The sequence below is a fragment of the Candidatus Sulfidibacterium hydrothermale genome (assembly GCF_020149915.1).
GTDB lineage: Bacteria > Bacteroidota > Bacteroidia > Bacteroidales > F082 > Sulfidibacterium > Sulfidibacterium hydrothermale.
In genome coordinates this window covers 824,506-841,039 of record NZ_CP083760.1, presented here as the reverse complement: position 1 = coordinate 841,039, position 16,534 = coordinate 824,506, and the positions used below count along the sequence as shown (strand labels likewise).

Below are 16,534 nucleotides of genomic sequence, written 5' to 3'. Positions count from 1 at the left end.
TTATTTCTTTCCGTTTCCTTTGTTATACAAGGCTTCGGGTCCGGTTTCACCCGTACGGATGCGGTAAGCTTCTTCAATATCCGAAACGAATATTTTTCCATCGCCCATATCGCCCGTCCAGGCTGCTTTCATAATAGCATCCACCGTAGGCTGAAGAAACCTATCGCGCAGAACAATGGAAAGCATGTAACGCTGGATAAAATGTGATTCGAACACCTGGCCGCGAACGACCTGTTCTTCGGTTGATTTTCCAAGTCCGGTAATTTCCCAGTACGAAAACCACTCGATCCCGGCCCCGTAAAGCGCCTTCTTGACGTCTTCGAATTTCGATTTACGGACAATCGCTTCAATTTTTTTCATGGCATTGATTTTTGATGAAACAAAAAAGGCTTATGAAAACATCCATAAGCCTTTCTCAATTTATATAATAAACTGATCACATTATAGGCTTATTCGTCCGGCGGCTGTTTCCTGCCTGATAATTTGGCGGAACAACACCGGTTTTGCTGTTGTTTAAAACACCCTGTACAAAAATGTTGCTTACTCATTATACCCTTTCGCTTGTTATCACGAATTAATTTTCACTTCAAAAATAGATAGTTTTTCTAAATAAAAAACAGATTTATCAAAAATTTTTATCCCAAGCATTCGGAAAACACTATGTTTTTACAATTTTATCAATTGATTTTCAATTATTTAAACACCAACAAATAAGGTTTATAAAAAATTCATCTTTTTCTCTCATCAAAAAACAAATGACCGTATAAAACGTTTGCACCGAAAATTTCATTTTTTCATTTTTTTCAGAAATCATTGATTTTTTTCATCACTTTCCCCCAAAAAACATAAAATAATTTTTATTCACCCTGATTTTTTCAATCAATTTTGAATAGCTAAGTGTTTTTTTATGCCATTACGCGTTTTTTTACATTTTTTATATTTCAATAAAAGTTTAGTCATTCAGTATTTAATAATTTATTTTTTCATTATTATATTATTATTACTATACTTTTCAGTTTTTAATTTCAGATTAATTGTATAAAATAATGTGAATCAAATATTAAAATACTCTATTTACACCGAATTATTTCTCATTTAAAGAGCCGCCGGATTGTTCAACAGCCCTTTACTTCCAAAAAAAATTCTCAGCATGAAAGAAACAGGCTTTCACAAAACGCCAAAAGACGCCTTCATGCGCAAGGAAATAAATTTTAACGACTATCCCTTCAACAACACGCAGATTCTTCACCGCATCTGAAAGGTAAAATATGGCAGCAAAAGTTCAGAAAATAAGGGGATTATTCCTAGCGGAAAAAGTCGTTACAGCCCAGCAGACTCTGTTACGCAATGAAATCATCAGTCTGCAGGCAGCATAAATAAAAACGGAATCAGGAAACGATACCGATAATACTTTTAAGTTAATGGCTTTTTTCCGGCAGAAAAAGCACTCTCAGGGTGGCTTTCCCGTTTGAAACGGTTTTTTCGACCTTCTCAAATTTTTTGAAGTGCCCGATGTCGTCTTCTGTAAACCGGATGACTTTAAAATTTATCGGGAAAGCCGGCAGATTCATGTGTGACAGCGTATTGTCGCAATAAATCCTAAACTGTTCGGGATATTCCCCATCGCTTCCGGCTTCCATATCAATACTCAATTCAAGATGAACTGGCCCACCGTTTGTACTTACCAGATGGCAACTGTTCAGGGCATCGTGTTTCTTATTCAAGCGGAATGCGGGAATCTCGCCCAGGCTTTTTGCATACAATATCTGGGGCGTTTCATATTCGTTTTCAGGGTGGCCGTAAAAGGTTTGTTTTCCGATCATCGGAAGGGTCATGGAATAAGGAATCGCCAGCGGCTTTCCGTCAGTGCCCACAGGCTCTCCCTGTCCGCCGGCTTTTTCGTAAGCCATCACATCAAAAACCTGCGGTTTTTGGCCTTCTTCCGGAAAACGGATGGTCGCATTACGCCACACCACCCCTACTTTGAGAAATCCGGGGGCATTGTAATAAGCATAGACATCGTAGGTTTTTTCGCATTGAAAATTTACTTTTTTTTCTACAACAGTATGTTCTGTGCTTTCCTGAAGTTCCTGCTGCTCAATGAGCGTAAAAGTATCATATCCCCGTTTTTCTTTATCGTAATCTTTACAGTTATACGCTCTATATTTTACTTTGATCTTTCGGTTGCCGCCATATTTTTCATAAAAATAATCTGCTCCGGAAAATTTAAACTCTTTGGTACCATTACTTAAGAAAGTACCTTTCTCACAGCGAAGGACATATTGTGTGATACTCCGGTTACGTGCTTCTCCCACAATATACGGTATTTTTACAATGACAAAGCCCTGTTGTTTTCCGTCAGCTTTCGGTTTTTCATTATCATTAGGAATATACCGGATTGCCCCCTCTTTATACCTTATTTTTTCTTTGATCAATTCGCGCATAGCATCAGCATTTGAACGCGGAATGGCGGTATTAAGAAAGCTTAACCAAAATTTATTAAAAAGGTATTCTGCCGAGAGATAGTTACTTGACTTGAATTTTGTTTTATAATTCGGGGCCATGGTAACGATGGTGTTTGTATGCGGATCATCCAGTCGAAAAATAACACGCATAAAATAAATACCATGAACATAACTGCCATCATCGAGTTTTACATCTTTATTCACTACATCCATCGGGATTTCATCAATCATGATAGAAAACAAGATATGCAATATAAAGTTGGTAGTCGCCGGATTATATTCTTTGACAAACCGTACATCCTGGTTTTCTCCAAGACGTTTTACTATTTCAAAATAACTGGCTTTTATCTGATCACGAAACATTCGTTTTACCGCATCTTCTTTTTTTATAATTTCTGCTTCCCGCGGATTATCGCTTGTGGTTTTATATTTCTCTATCTCCTTTTTCGAAAACAACTTCACATCAACATGACTGGATACGGCAATTTCAGCCTGCTGGGCCGACAAATGAAAACCCGCCAGAATAAAAATAAAGAACAACAAATTCTTATAAACTATTTTTATCCGGGATAGCTTTGTGTTTTTCATATTCTTATATTTTTCTCAACAGGAGATTCCGTTCAAATTATGGTTCGGTCATTTCCCGGAATAAACCGGAGATAAAACAGATAATGCGCCAAATTTTTTAAACCAGGCCGGCGAAAAAAATTCGGGTTCAAAATGTATTCCGGTTTCTATTTTCACCGCTTTTTCTTCCCGTTCGTTTCCCTTTCGCTCGCCGGCACGATTGGTAAAATAACCAACATCACGTAACACCAGGCCTTTCCATAACACGTATTCGCTGAAAGCATCCACATAATAACGCATACCGTTTTTTCCGGCTACTTTTTCCGCACCCAACGGCCTGGCATCCGGATGTAGCACCTTAAACCAGCCTTCTTTTTGAAAAAGTGCTTTCTTTTCGAAACATTCGTCACGCAAGTGGTCGGGGTCAAATGCAGCTTTCCCATTTTTCAGATAATACATCCAGCCATCGCGCCAAAGACGCTCAATGACCTTCTTTTTTTCGGGTAACGGTTTCCCGCCAAAACCGGCCGTTTTATAAATCACATCACGTGAAATATTTCCATAATCATCCCAGTAAAAATCTCTTATCTCGGCCACATAAGGAATTTGTTCCGACTTGACCACTATTTTTCCGGTGGAATCGGTATGCGATTCACTGTGCAAAATAAAACGGATGGTTTGATACCGGATATGGCCCGTTTTCACTTGGTAAGGACGAAACTCCTGTCCACGCAAAACGAGAACAGACAAAGAAAGAAAAAATAGGAGATACAGATTTTTCATAACGATTTTAAAACTTTTGTTTCAGCATAGCACCCGCCCTACATCCGGACACGGCTATCCCCAATAAAGGATAGCCGAAAATGATGAAATTCGTGAATACCAAGGATTAATCTATCTTCAACAACTCAAAAACGTGGTAATACCCAAAGCTTTCATCCGGGTTTTCTTCTATGATTTTGGCATAAATGCCCGGTTTATCATCAATCATCCACATTTTGTAACGCTGGTCGGAATTACCTACAGATTCGATAACCGTACAGGCAAAAGTTCCGGCCGGCGTAGTAATCTGTTCTTTACCCGCCACACGATAATCAGATTCTTTTTCAGGCCACAATCTGTTGTAATTATTACTTGGCGAAACGCAGTTTGGCGGCAGTTGTGTATCTTCCGGTAAATGATTTTTGTCGTAACCGTAAAAAATAAAATCAATACAAGCTTTCCCGTCATTTTCATCGGCATGTACACCAGCGGTCAGCGTTTTATCCTGAAAAGTATTAGTACCCTTGACCAAAGCAGAATATTTGTAGGTAAGCTGATGGACGGTTTGCAAATATTTTACCATCGCCCAGGTTTCTTTCCACGGCAACTTTCCTTCTTCCTCTTCGTATTTAAAATTTCCGTCACTGTCGTAAAAGTCATCCGGTTTAAAGGTGAGGTGTTCAATCTTGTGTACTGTTTTGGCCTTATGCAGTTGAAGGGTTTTTCCATTGCTTTTCAGCGTAAATCCGTCAGCTGTTTTGCTTGCCACTTCATATTTTTTTTCAAGGTCTTCAATGCGAGCCACAAGAATAAGAGACGGCCCTTCCGGATCAAAAATCCAAGTTCCGGAACCACTTGTGGTAACACCCGGTTCTTTTTTCACATAAGAAAATTCATCAGGAGCATTAAAAGTAAAGATAGTAACTCCATCAGGATCATCTGTTTTTACTTTCCAGCTTCCTAACAGACCGGATTCTTTATTTTCTTTTTGGATTTTTTCTTCATCCATCCGTTTAAAAAACATTTTATTTCCTGCATTTTCAAGGATCAACTCATCAGCAGTAAGCTTTAATACCTTATTATCGCCATTAGCCACTTTAAACATCTGGGATGCAATGGCTACTGTTTTAGCATTAGCACCCGGTTTCCAGGTACCAATTTTGGTTCCCATTAGTTCAAAATCACCGTTTTTATTAAAAGAAACCGGCATATATGCTTCTCTGACCTCTCCTCCCTTTGTGGCCATCTTTGTCAGGAGCCAGTTACCGGCTACAGGAATATTTTTGCTTACCGCTACATTAGCGGTAACTATCCAAGCTAAAAAAAAGAATACGATCTGCTTCATAGGAATTTTTTCAAAAAAATTTATACTTCTTTAGGGTTAGGACCATATTGATTTTCGCCAGGAGTTCCTTCGGTAACCCATAAAATCAAAAGCCAGATGAATCCAATAACCGGAATTAATCCGACCAAAAGCATCCAGCCACTTTTATTTACATCGTGAAGACGACGAACCGAAACGGCCAAACCAGGAATAAACATGGCAAGGGCATAAATTCCCGAAAAAACGCCATACGTTCCAAAAAGATAATCCAGAACATTCGCTGCAATGGAAAAAATAATATTAAACAATACGAACATCCAAAATTCTGTTCTACGGGCACGACCGTTAAAGTCGGCATACTGACGCAATGCTTTTAAATACCAATTCATTTTTTTAATTTTTAGTGTTATTAATCAATTATTTAATCATCTTACTCATTTGTTTCATCACCTGATAGGCCTGTTTAATGTCTTCTTCTTTCATATTCGGATCATCCTGGAGTACCATTTTTCTAAAATCGGCATAAGACATATTTTTTAATTTTTCCATTTCCTGACGATCTTCATCAGACATTTCCATTCCAACAGGAAGTTGCTGCTTTTCGATATTTACACCTGCCGGCGGTTCAAAATTGGCATCAGCAAATGTCAAACCGGTTTGTACGTTCGTGGCTTGTTCAACCGATTTTATTCCCATCACACTGGTTTCTGTTTTTAACGGAATTCCCTGCCAGATGAGGATGGTAGTTCTTCCCATCATATTGACTTCCCATTTCTCACAGTTTTTTCCAAGAAACTGCTGCGAGCCGGTTTTTCTGCCCCCCATGGCTTCCAGCATTTGTTTACCGGTTTTTGAAAGATCATTTCCACCAGCGCCAGCCACCATTTGCATAGCCATGCCTGTAGCCTGCGATACATCCTGCCCTTGATTGGTCAATAAATCAATGGAGTAAGCTTTCCCATTATTCAACAGGGTAAGCCGGTCTTTTATGGTTTTACCATTTTTTTGAAGGGTTTCATGTTTTGATTCGCGTCTTCCATATTGATCAAAAAAGAGAACCGTTGTTCCTGTTCCTTCCGGTGAATGAACCTGATACGTCACCTTAGCTGATTCTATGGGATATCTTTTTATTTGAGTTCCCTGTTGTGCTGTTGCCGGCACCATAAAAACAAACAGCCCTAACAAAAGGGTCAACTGTTTTAGCGTAGTTTTTTGAAAAGTTGTCATGATATTTTAATTTTATTCGGTTAGTCTATTAAACTTTTATATTTCTGATTTAATCGTTCAATTCGTTGTTCTATCGCTTTTTCTATAGATTCATAGGCTTCTAAATCCGCATCGTTGATTCCTTTTTTTTGTTTCTGATCAATATGTTGCTGAATTTTATCCAGCTCATTCAGTAGTGAATTACCTGCCGACAAAAATTCTATGCTTAACTTGGCCACTTTGAGCTTCTCCATAACCGAGAGGTCGTCGTTATCTTTTTGAAGCAGATCTTTTTCGTTCTGAGCAATATATTCCACACGATCAGAAAGTTCATTGATAACCTTCTCTGAAGCCCGAATAAAAGCTACTGCTGCTGAATCTTTTTTCACTTTGCCTGAAATACGAATAGATACCGGCGGTAAAAAGCCTTTACGATTCATCGGAGCATGATGACTACACGACGACATCAGCATCATAACGAGCACGAATACTCCTGCTGATGAAAGGGTTATTAATGATCTTTTTTTCATAAAAGTGTTTCAAAAGAAAGAGTCATTGGGAAAAATTTCCCAATGACTCTTCATCAATTATTGTTTTATCAATTTACGGGTAACCGATTCCCTGTCGTTACTGATACGCAACAAATAGAAACCTTTTTTCAAACCACTCATATCAATCTGGACAAAACGATTATCTACTGTTTTCATCAGAATTAAATGGCCGGTCAAGTCGTATAACCGGATAACAGCATCAGTAATTGAATTATCCAATTGTACAGACAGACGGTCTTTTACCGGATTCGGATAAAGTTTTACGCTTTTCTCCCACAGGTTATTCACGTCCGTAATTTCCTGAGCTCCTTCACTTACCAGGAAGTTAACATCACTTACAACCGTATCGTTTTCGGTAACTTCAACCGGCCAGGGCGTATTGGCATCATAACCCGGAAGCTGTACCAACAGATAATAAGCGTCAAAAGGCAAGTTTTCAAATACATAATGGCCATCATCATCGGTCAGAGAAGAGGCAAGGAGCACATCGTCCGAAGTCCGGTAAAGATATACAGCCACCCCTGTTGCCGGTACATCTCCGGATGTGTTATTGTCCACATGAGTAATGGTTCCGCGAGCTATTCCTGCAATAGCAGTATCTCGTTGAATATAACCGTCTATCATTCCGTCTCCGGTAAGTGGCTCCTGAACAGGAACACAGCGGACAGTAACCTGTGTTTCCGTATTTCCCGTCACATGGAAAGAGTTAGCCTGTGACCAAAACGTAACATCGCCGCTAAAAGTGGTCATAAAACCGGCAGAATCACCTACCGGGTCAACAGTAATCATCCATTCGCCTTCCCATACAGCATAATACGTTTCTCCATTATCATTGTATGACAAAACACTTTCCATCACCCACCGATCATTATTGTCCTGCCAGTAAAGTGTAATATGACGCTGAGAATAGGGAATAGCAGTATCGTTCACAGTAGCCGAAACACGCAGGGTAGCTTCAATGGGTTTTACGGTTACCTCCACAGAAGAAGTATCCGAAACCAATAAGCCATCACTTGCCACCAGTTTAAATATCAGCACACTGTCGGCACTTACCTGAGGTGCCTGGAATACAGGACTTACGGCATGAATATCGTCCAGCGAAATACCCTTTGGCGGGAACCAGGTCAGCAGCACCGAATCACCATCCGGATCGTAGGAGCCGGAAGCATCCAGCTCGGTAAGTTGTCCGGAAAGGGTAGAAAATGATTTTCCTGCCCGGGCATAAGGTGCTTTGTTCACATTCAGCACCTGAATAATAAAGTCTTTGCTGCTGCGTAATACTCCGTCACTAACAAACAGTGCCGCATCAAAAGAAGTGGTTTTGGCCACTTCACCGGCAATGATCATCACTTTTACCGAATCGGTATGATAAAAACGGAAGTCTTTCGGCAACGCCCAGTCATAAGTAATGGAATCACCGTCCGGATCATACGACGGGCTTCCATCAATCCATAAAGTATCGCCTTCGTTCATTGTAACACCGTAAAAAATGGGTGAAGTGGAAACGATGGCCGCAACCGGTGCACGGTTTTTATTTTTTACTTTTACACGACAAGTATCGGGTTCTGACCAAACCTGGCCATCAAACACCTTCAATATCAAATCAAAAGTAGTATCCTGGCGCACCTGCGGAGCAGAAAACCGACTGTCAGGTTGTGTGGAATCCTGTATCCAGAATCCGGTCGGTACACTCCACGAATAAGAGAGACTATCACCATCGATATCAAAAGATAAAGAACCATATAAGTAGGCTGAATCACCCTCAAACATTTCAATGGGATATCCTGATTCGGCTACCGGCGGATGGTTTTTATGCATTACCACAATAGTATCGAAATCCGGCGGGGAATCTGATTCTCCATCATTCACCACAAGTGAAATATAATAAGTTTCTAATTTTTGTACTACCGGAGCCACAAACCATGCAGTAGCACCCGAATCGGATAGCCAGATATCTTTTGGGGCAGTCCATTTATATCTCAGTGAATCACCATCAGCATCATATGAGCTAGTTCCGTCAAGATAAACGGTGTCACCATCGTAAACATATTGTTTATGTTTTTTCAGTACAGCCACTGGTACTGTATTCATATCCATCACTTTCAAATAAAGGGTATCCGGCTCAGACATCAGCTGCCCGTCATCCACCTTAAGATAAACGCGAAAAACAGTATCATGCGTTACCATAGGTGTTCCGCAACGAACATCCATGGCTGTGGAATCGAAAAAGTTAATTCCGGATCCCGGATCAGTCCACCAATGGAAACGCAAAGAATCGCCATCAGGATCATAGGAATAATGTCCGTCGAGATAAGCCGTATCGCCTTCGTGAACAAATGCCGAGTCAAAATCAAACCAAGCTACAGGACGCTGGTTTTCATGCTTCACAGTAATAAAAACAGTATCACGTAATGAATTGACCAAACCATCATTAACAATAAGAGCAAAGGAAAATACCGTGGTTTGTTGCACATCAGGCACTTTAAAAGCAGGCGTCGGGCTTGTCGAATCTGTCAGATGAATCCCGCCAGGTGCCAGCCAAAGATAACGCAATGAGTCACCATCAGCATCATACGAACCGGTACCGTCAAGATAAACTGAATCATTATCATAAACCGTCTGGTCTGGTCCGGCATCAGCCACCGGCGGATGATTTGATGAAACTACCGTAATCACCACACTGTCTTCTGCAGACTGAGTCCCGTCTGAAACGGAGAGAACAAAAGTAAGCCGAAGGGTATCAGCGATCTTGGGCGCCACAAAAGATGGCTGCATCAGCGTACTGTCATCCAGGCTAATTCCTTCCGGTGCATGCCAGGAGTAAGTCAAAGGTTTTTGTTCAGGATCAAAAGAAGCCGAACCATTAAGAAGAACCGTATCTCCGGAAAAAACCGTTTGGTCATCACCGGCATTGGCTACCGGCGGATAATTTACCGAACCATCTTTGTTGGCAATCCAAAAAGTAATTCCGGAAAAAGAACCTTCGAGAGAACGGAGTTCACCACGAAAGGCTTTGATCTGTGTCAAATTAAAAAAGTAATACGCACTTGTCATCGGATCGATAAAAAACTTTCCGGATGCATTACCCCCTTCAAAAAAAGCATAAGAACACCCATCGCCACAATTCTCAAAAATATCCATCGAGGCCGCAACAATTACTTTGGAAGTATCCTCAAGATAAAACTGAAAAGTACCTGGAAAAAGAGAAACACCCATTTCCTGAGAATCGTAATCAACCCCGATTTCGGCTGAAGGCGGCCAACTGGTATCCGTAGAATCAGGATATCCAATATGAAAATGAATCCCGGCTTCTACCCACGAAACCGTATCATCAATCCATCCCTGAGGAGCCGTTGAAAAAGTAAGTTTTACTTCTTGTGCACCACTCAGGTCAGGCATTACCTCAGGAAAAACTTTCCATGTTTTTTGTGTTTTTCCATCCGGAGCAGTAACTACAAAAGAAACCGTATCGCTAAAATCAGAAACCGTTTCCGGCAATGGAGATATGGAAGCACCCGGAGAAATTTCATAACCGGAAACAGTCAAATTCGAAGCATCGGTTCCATAAGGTACATATCCGATAACTTTATGGGTTTGATCGAAAATCGAAGCTTCGTGACTTTCTCCGGCAAAAGAAAAAGTAATAATATTCGCAGCATCGTTCACCGTACAAGTAACCAGGCAGCTATCAGAAAATCCGCCATCTTCAGTAGTCACTTTAATCCAGGCAGTACCATCATGATTGGCACTAACATAACCCGAATTGTCCACATCGGCTACTTTTGAATTGGAAGTTGTCCAAATCACATTCTTATTGGCAGCATCAGACGGTGTAATGGTTGCCGTCAACTGCTCAGAATCCCAAAGGCCAAGATTTAACGTATGTTTATCCAATGAAATACCCGTCACAGACTGAGCAAACAGGTTTTGTCCGGTAAACACAAGAAGCCCCATAAACAGGCTAGCAAAAAAGTAAAACTTTCTCATATTATTAAATTTTAAAGGTTAGTATTTTATTCGTTTTAATTTTTTATCATCTTTTAAAATTTCACAAATTCTACCCGGCGATTATTGGCTTTTCCTTCGGGGGTAGCATTGTTATCAATCGGTTTGCTTTCGCCCCAGCCTTTTGATTTCAACCGGTCAGAAGAAATGCCCATGGCAACGAGCTTGTCCATCACCGTTTTGGCACGTTTTTCGGAAAGGGTTTGATTCAAAGCCGCATCACCGTCGCTGTCGGTATGGCCTTCCACACTAAATCTCAAATCGGGATATTTGACCATCAGCTTATAGATCTTGTTGATCGGCCCCATACTTTCGGGTTTCAGGGTAGCTTTGTTTACATCGAACCGGATGCCATTTTCCACGATTTTTCCATCAGACAGCACCCGGTCGTAATATTTTACACCCCCTTTGGCAATCCGGATATTTTTAATAAAGATGTCATCATTTCCCGATTCAATAGTAATTCCGGTAGGATTCACTTCCAGGTGCGGCACATTGATCAGACGCGTATCGTTCATGTAGGCTTTAAATTTCCCTTTGGTATAAGCAATGGCAATATGACGCCAGGAGCCCGTTTGTTCTACCGACCATCCGATATTTTCGGTACCCGGATAGTATTTCTCAGAATTCTGAAAACCAAGGCTGTGCGGCATAATAATTAAATTGGTATTGGAACTACTCCCGTTTCCCTGGTTTTTTCTGTCACCAAGATACACCCAAACCCGGTTGGCCGTAGTATGGCTTTTACTGAACCAAACATCCATTTCCAATGTGAATACGTCGGGCAAATAATCTTCCTTTGAATTTTTCAGGTAAGGGACGATATAAGTACCGCCAGTTAAAAACATAATCACAATTTCGCCGTTCACTTCACCAATCTCGGCACTGCCTTTATACAAATCCCACCGGCTGGGAAACTCGCCGTTTTCTTCATCTTTTGCCGGACCGTCTTCAAAAATGACCGTTTGTCCCGGAACAAAATCATATTTTGCCCACTTTACATCAGGCCCTTTAGTTCCTGCGGTGCCATTTCCGTTACCTTTATACAAAGCGATGGCTGCTCCATTGTAACTATCGAAGCGGGTATTCATATTATCTTCTCTGCCGAGCTGAAAATCAGCTGCTTTTTCAGGCGTTCCTTCTTCGGTTCCGTTATCCAGATCGCAGGTATAGGTGCCTCTGATAGAAAAATGATCCGACTGACTTACTATACTTCCATCATTGGCGTAGGTAACATACCGAAAAGTTGTTTTGTAATTGTCATTTTTATCAATATCGATAATCTCCAATTTACCATAATTCCCTTCGGATGTTTTGTAAATGAACACACTGCCTTTTCCGGCCACAACGCCACTATGGTTTGTCAAATAAACAGGCCGGTTTACGATTTCATTATTAAGATTGGCAATAGCATTCCCATTCAATCCCTGAAACCGTGGATTTGTGCTATTAGCCACCGTAGAACTTGCCGAATGACCGCCTGAAGTTGCGGCAGAGGCTGTTGAAATTTCCGAGTGGTTATTTTTACCTTTTTTCTTTTTCTTTTTAAAAAGCCCGCCAATACCTTTTTCTATTTTATCAAAGCTTTTATCTATGGCTTTATCCACATTTTTATTGGCTCTGGAATTTGTCTCATTTATTACTTTTTCTTTTACAGGGACTTTAATGGTTTGCGCCTGCAACAAAAAACTTTGGCCGGCCAATAATAAAGCCGTAATCATCGAAAGGAGAAATTTACTGTTCATGAGAAAAAAAGGATTAAAGGGTTATACTTTTTCAGGGTAAAAGTAGTCTGCCCCTTTTGTTTTCACTCACGAGATTTGAATTCGCCGGAATCCGGTTTGAATTCGCAACAGATTAACACGAAAACGTTCAGGAAGGATTCAGAGTTTTTCCAATAACTCTATGATTTTTTTCTTTTGACGCAACGAAACCGGAATCTCTTTTCCATTCTTCATCACCACAAATCCGCCATCCGTTTTATCCACCTTTTTTACATAATTCATATTCACCAAGTACGATTGATGAGGGCGAAAAAAGCCATACTCTTCCAAAAGAGAAACATACTCTTTCAGACTTTTTGACACCACGATTTCTTCACCCGACAGTAAATAAAAAGTCGTGTAAGTATTATCACTCCGGCAATAAATGATTTCGGAAAAATCAACCACATGTAACGCATCACTGGTTCGCAAAACAATCTTTCCTTGTTGGGTTTCTTTTTTATAATAATCAAGAAGATATTCGTTTTGTTTCTGATAGTCAGAATAAACCATTAACGATTGTAATGCATTTTGAATAGCCTGTTGAAATTCGGTTTCGTTAACCGGCTTTAAAATATAATCCACCGCACTAAATTTAAAAGCCCGGATGGCAAAATGATCAAAAGCTGTTATAAAAACAACTTTAAACCGGTAAGGCTTCAACTGCTGCAATACCTGAAATCCGCTCCCCCCTTTAATTTCAATATCAAGCAGAAGCAAATCCGGATTATGCTTACGAAGCACATCCACAGCCGTATCCACCGAATCGGCTTCGGCCACTACCTGTACTTCAGGAAAGTATTCTTCCAGCAATTCTCTGTTCAACTTTCGGTTGGCAGGATCATCGTCCACAATCACAGCTCGTATATCCATAAATACTATAAAACAGGTAAATGAATAATTACACGTGTTCCGGGTCTTCCATCTTTTTCTTTCAGGTCTTCAAACCGGATAACTAATTTCTTTTTATACCGTTTTTGCATTAAAGCCCTTCTTTTCTCAAAAATTTCCATGGCCATAGAACGGTGATAGCGCCGGGCTTGCTTACGCGACTGTTTCAACCCGATTCCGTTATCTTCAATCATTACTTTCAGCTGGTCACCCAAATCTTCAAACGACAACTGCAACAACCCTTTTTCTTCTTTCTCTCTCAACCCGTGTTTAATGGCATTTTCCACAAAAGGCTGTATGGCCATCGGCGGAATACGGATAAATTCCGTCTCAAGATCATCCGAAAAATGAATCTGATAATCGAAATGATTTCCCGACCGCAATTTCTCCAGTTCAATATAGCTTTGCAATACATCCAGTTCTTTTTCAAGCGGAATACTTTCCTCGCGTGAATACTCCAACACAAGCCGGGCAATAGACGCAAATTTATTCAGGTAAAAAGAGGCTTCTTTTGTTTTTCCTTTGCGTATTAGCTCTTGTATCGAAGCAAGGGCATTAAAAATAAAATGCGGATTCATTTGCGACCGCAACAACTGCTGCCGCAACATATTTTCTCTGAATTCAGCCTTTAACCGGGCTGTCCGCGCCAGAATCACCACAAAGGCAATCACCATGACCAGCCCGAATATCAACAAAATACCAAACCGGATTCGCTGATAATAAATCTCATTTTTTGCTTTTAGCATTCCGATCAGGCGCAGGTTCTTCTCCGATTCGTATTTGGTTTCCAGCTCGGCGATCTTCTTCCGCACATCCTGATCGCGCAAACGGTCTTCAAAAATACGTAACGAATCACTCCAACGTAAAGCCTCCTGATACCGCGAAAGTTTCGCATTCACCTTATATAATAGCTGCAGCGTTTCCAGTTTTTGCGAAGCATAATTGGGAAGATACGGACTAACTATATTTTCTTCTAAAAGTTTCAATGCTTTGGAATACTTTCCGGTTTCCATGTACAGCTCCGCTTTTGAGTTGTTTCCGCTCACCCGATAATACGGGTTTTCCGTCAAATACTTGTCTGCAGCCTGTAACAACAGCAATGCTTTTTGGGGCTTGCCCATTTGTTTATACAGCTCCGCACGACGGTTTAAAGCCACTTTTATCCCGTTGATATAATTTATCTTCCGGCTGATGTCCATTAAAGTATCATAATAGCCGAAAGCCTGATCAACCCGCCCGTGATAAGCTGCAATAGCCCCCAGATTTTCATAAATAATGGCCTTTTCCATCGGTGTGGCACAATGGTCTAAATCTTTTACAGAATATGCTTTTCGGATATACAGTTCCCACTTATCCCAGTTAAGTGCATCTTTGGCTATTTCTGCTGCTTTGATGTAATAAAAACTCAGATGAGATGAATCTGCAATGGCTTCTTTAATTTTCAACGCTTTCAAAAGTTCATTCATTCCGGCTTCCAGATCTCCCTGATCCCGGTAATTATCTCCAAGGTTCAGGTAAACTCCGGCAATCCGGTTACTGTCATTCAAACGTTTAGCTGCTGCCAGCGACACCTTATAATATTGTGTTGAGAGTCGTTTCTCACCCAAATCCCAATATTCACCGGCCAAATCATTCGAAATGGTGGCAATTGCCTTATCATAATGCATCAATTCGGCCAGCCGTAAAGCCTCCCGGAAATAAACCAATCCTTGTTTTTGTTTTCCCTCGCGCGACAAAAATTGCCCGAAACGATAGTACAAACGCGTTAAATTCAGGCTGTCATTCGCTTTGGGAAACAACGCCCTCACTTTTTGAAAATACGGATTGATGGCCTCGTTTTTCAACTCCGATGCTTTCATCTGATAGTAAATTGCTTTTTTATATCGCCTGAGCAGATGATAAGCATAACTCAAATTCTCATACGAAGAAACCATTCCCAAAGAATCGCCCTCTGCTTTTTTCAACACATACGCTTTTTGAAAAACGCGAATAGCCTGTTCATAATTCCCCTGATGAAGAAACGACTTCCCCACGCTGTCAAAGAAAGACGCCGAATTGTCCTTTTCCATAGCCAAATCATTTTTTTGCGGTACAGCCTTACACCATACCGACAAAAACATAAAAACCCCTGTCAAGGCTAGTACCACACCTTTTTTTCTGGTTACCATAAAAACAAATAATCCAATAGATGATGGAAAAAAACATCCGGTTTAAAAAACCAAAAATAAGAAATATTTACTCGCAACCACCACAAAAATAATCTCTTCCGGTTTTCTGGGCGGCCCGCCTGTCTGACTGCGTCATTCAGGCGAACGCGTTTTCCGTTATAGCTGCCGGCTTGTATGCCGTGTTCCGTCACGCCTGCCGGGTAGCTTCACAAGGTCGCTCCCGCCAGGCTACTCCACACCGGCATCCTTCCGGCAGGCTGCCACTTCAACCGCTGCCTCAAAAATTATCATAAAAAATAAGGAAGCATTTTGAAAAGCAAACCCCTTCCGGAAATTTACTTTATCCGGTCAACAACAAAGCCAAAAACAAAGAAAAAAAACACAGAAACCCCTTTATTCTTCATTTCTGGCGGGTTTTTCGCTTTATCCGCTAAAACATACAGAAAACAAAACCGGCAATCAACGGCAAAAAAAAACCCTGACCACACAAGGCCAGGGTTTATTAAGTCTTTTTTACGATTTATTCGGGATGAATGGCCTCAACAGGACAAACATCAGCACAAGCACCGCAGTCAGTACACAAATCAGGATCAATAACGTAAACATCCCCTTCAGAAATTGCTTCTACCGGGCATTCATCGATACATGAACCACATGCCGTACATAAATCAGGATCAATTTTGTATGCCATAACTCAATTCTTTTTTAAGGTTAAATATCTGGTGCAAATATAGAACGAAAGACAAAACAAATGGCAAAAACCCCAAAAAAAATCAATTTTTAGTAAATCTAAATTAGGAGAGAAACCCAACATTTAAAATTTAGACTGTTT

Annotated in this window: 12 protein-coding genes; all 12 read right to left on the bottom strand. The window is 40.6% G+C overall.

Annotation, left to right across the window (positions count from 1 at the left end):
• The 12 genes from LA303_RS03270 to LA303_RS03215 all read right to left on the bottom strand — a co-directional run bounded on the left by LA303_RS03270 (position 1) and on the right by LA303_RS03215 (position 16,393).
• Positions 1-360, bottom strand: a complete 360-nt coding sequence (locus LA303_RS03270) for a P-II family nitrogen regulator (protein WP_240526506.1) — start codon at positions 358-360, stop codon at positions 1-3.
• 1,058 nt (positions 361-1,418) lie between these two features.
• Positions 1,419-3,053 carry a hypothetical protein gene (locus LA303_RS03265; protein ID WP_240526505.1) on the bottom strand — a complete coding sequence of 545 codons (1,635 nt, stop codon included), beginning with the start codon at positions 3,051-3,053 and terminating at the stop codon, positions 1,419-1,421.
• Between the two features lie 48 nt (positions 3,054-3,101).
• Positions 3,102-3,815: a hypothetical protein gene (locus LA303_RS03260; RefSeq protein ID WP_240526504.1), complete on the bottom strand. Its 714-nt coding sequence runs from the start codon at positions 3,813-3,815 to the stop codon at positions 3,102-3,104.
• Between the two features lie 106 nt (positions 3,816-3,921).
• Positions 3,922-5,139 (bottom strand): hypothetical protein, encoded by a 1,218-nt coding sequence (locus LA303_RS03255; RefSeq protein ID WP_240526503.1) that lies wholly within the window; start codon positions 5,137-5,139, stop codon positions 3,922-3,924.
• A 20-nt stretch (positions 5,140-5,159) separates the two neighbouring features.
• Positions 5,160-5,507 (bottom strand): DUF805 domain-containing protein, encoded by a 348-nt coding sequence (locus tag LA303_RS03250; RefSeq protein WP_240526502.1) that lies wholly within the window; start codon positions 5,505-5,507, stop codon positions 5,160-5,162.
• A 28-nt stretch (positions 5,508-5,535) separates the two neighbouring features.
• The gene (locus LA303_RS03245; RefSeq protein ID WP_240526501.1) at positions 5,536-6,345 is read right to left on the bottom strand and encodes a hypothetical protein; all 810 of its coding nucleotides are present in this window, start codon (positions 6,343-6,345) and stop codon (positions 5,536-5,538) included.
• A gap of 20 nt (positions 6,346-6,365) precedes the next feature.
• Complete coding sequence (locus LA303_RS03240) at positions 6,366-6,854, bottom strand: hypothetical protein (protein WP_240526500.1); 489 nt, start codon at positions 6,852-6,854, stop codon at positions 6,366-6,368.
• Positions 6,855-6,911: 57 nt separating this feature from the next.
• Positions 6,912-10,862, bottom strand: a complete 3,951-nt coding sequence (locus LA303_RS03235) for a PKD domain-containing protein (RefSeq protein WP_240526499.1) — start codon at positions 10,860-10,862, stop codon at positions 6,912-6,914.
• A gap of 53 nt (positions 10,863-10,915) precedes the next feature.
• Positions 10,916-12,625 (bottom strand): OmpA family protein, encoded by a 1,710-nt coding sequence (locus LA303_RS03230; RefSeq protein ID WP_240526498.1) that lies wholly within the window; start codon positions 12,623-12,625, stop codon positions 10,916-10,918.
• A gap of 138 nt (positions 12,626-12,763) precedes the next feature.
• Positions 12,764-13,516: a LytR/AlgR family response regulator transcription factor gene (locus tag LA303_RS03225; RefSeq protein WP_240526497.1), complete on the bottom strand. Its 753-nt coding sequence runs from the start codon at positions 13,514-13,516 to the stop codon at positions 12,764-12,766.
• A 5-nt stretch (positions 13,517-13,521) separates the two neighbouring features.
• The gene (locus LA303_RS03220; RefSeq protein WP_240526496.1) at positions 13,522-15,603 is read right to left on the bottom strand and encodes a tetratricopeptide repeat protein; all 2,082 of its coding nucleotides are present in this window, start codon (positions 15,601-15,603) and stop codon (positions 13,522-13,524) included.
• Positions 15,604-16,222: 619 nt separating this feature from the next.
• On the bottom strand, positions 16,223-16,393 hold the full coding sequence (locus LA303_RS03215; protein ID WP_240526495.1) for an indolepyruvate ferredoxin oxidoreductase subunit alpha: 171 nt from the start codon (positions 16,391-16,393) through the stop codon (positions 16,223-16,225).
• Between the last annotated feature and the right edge of the window lie 141 nt (positions 16,394-16,534).

Coding starts and splice junctions, on each gene's coding strand:
- LA303_RS03225 (WP_240526497.1), bottom strand. CDS start 13,516: ATGGATATACGAGCTGTGATTGTGGACGATGATCCTGCCAACCGAAAG.
- LA303_RS03260 (WP_240526504.1), bottom strand. CDS start 3,815: ATGAAAAATCTGTATCTCCTATTTTTTCTTTCTTTGTCTGTTCTCGTT.
- LA303_RS03265 (WP_240526505.1), bottom strand. CDS start 3,053: ATGAAAAACACAAAGCTATCCCGGATAAAAATAGTTTATAAGAATTTG.
- LA303_RS03255 (WP_240526503.1), bottom strand. CDS start 5,139: ATGAAGCAGATCGTATTCTTTTTTTTAGCTTGGATAGTTACCGCTAAT.
- LA303_RS03245 (WP_240526501.1), bottom strand. CDS start 6,345: ATGACAACTTTTCAAAAAACTACGCTAAAACAGTTGACCCTTTTGTTA.
- LA303_RS03270 (WP_240526506.1), bottom strand. CDS start 360: ATGAAAAAAATTGAAGCGATTGTCCGTAAATCGAAATTCGAAGACGTC.
- LA303_RS03250 (WP_240526502.1), bottom strand. CDS start 5,507: ATGAATTGGTATTTAAAAGCATTGCGTCAGTATGCCGACTTTAACGGT.
- LA303_RS03240 (WP_240526500.1), bottom strand. CDS start 6,854: ATGAAAAAAAGATCATTAATAACCCTTTCATCAGCAGGAGTATTCGTG.
- LA303_RS03235 (WP_240526499.1), bottom strand. CDS start 10,862: ATGAGAAAGTTTTACTTTTTTGCTAGCCTGTTTATGGGGCTTCTTGTG.
- LA303_RS03215 (WP_240526495.1), bottom strand. CDS start 16,393: ATGGCATACAAAATTGATCCTGATTTATGTACGGCATGTGGTTCATGT.
- LA303_RS03220 (WP_240526496.1), bottom strand. CDS start 15,603: ATGGAAAAGGACAATTCGGCGTCTTTCTTTGACAGCGTGGGGAAGTCG.
- LA303_RS03230 (WP_240526498.1), bottom strand. CDS start 12,625: ATGAACAGTAAATTTCTCCTTTCGATGATTACGGCTTTATTATTGGCC.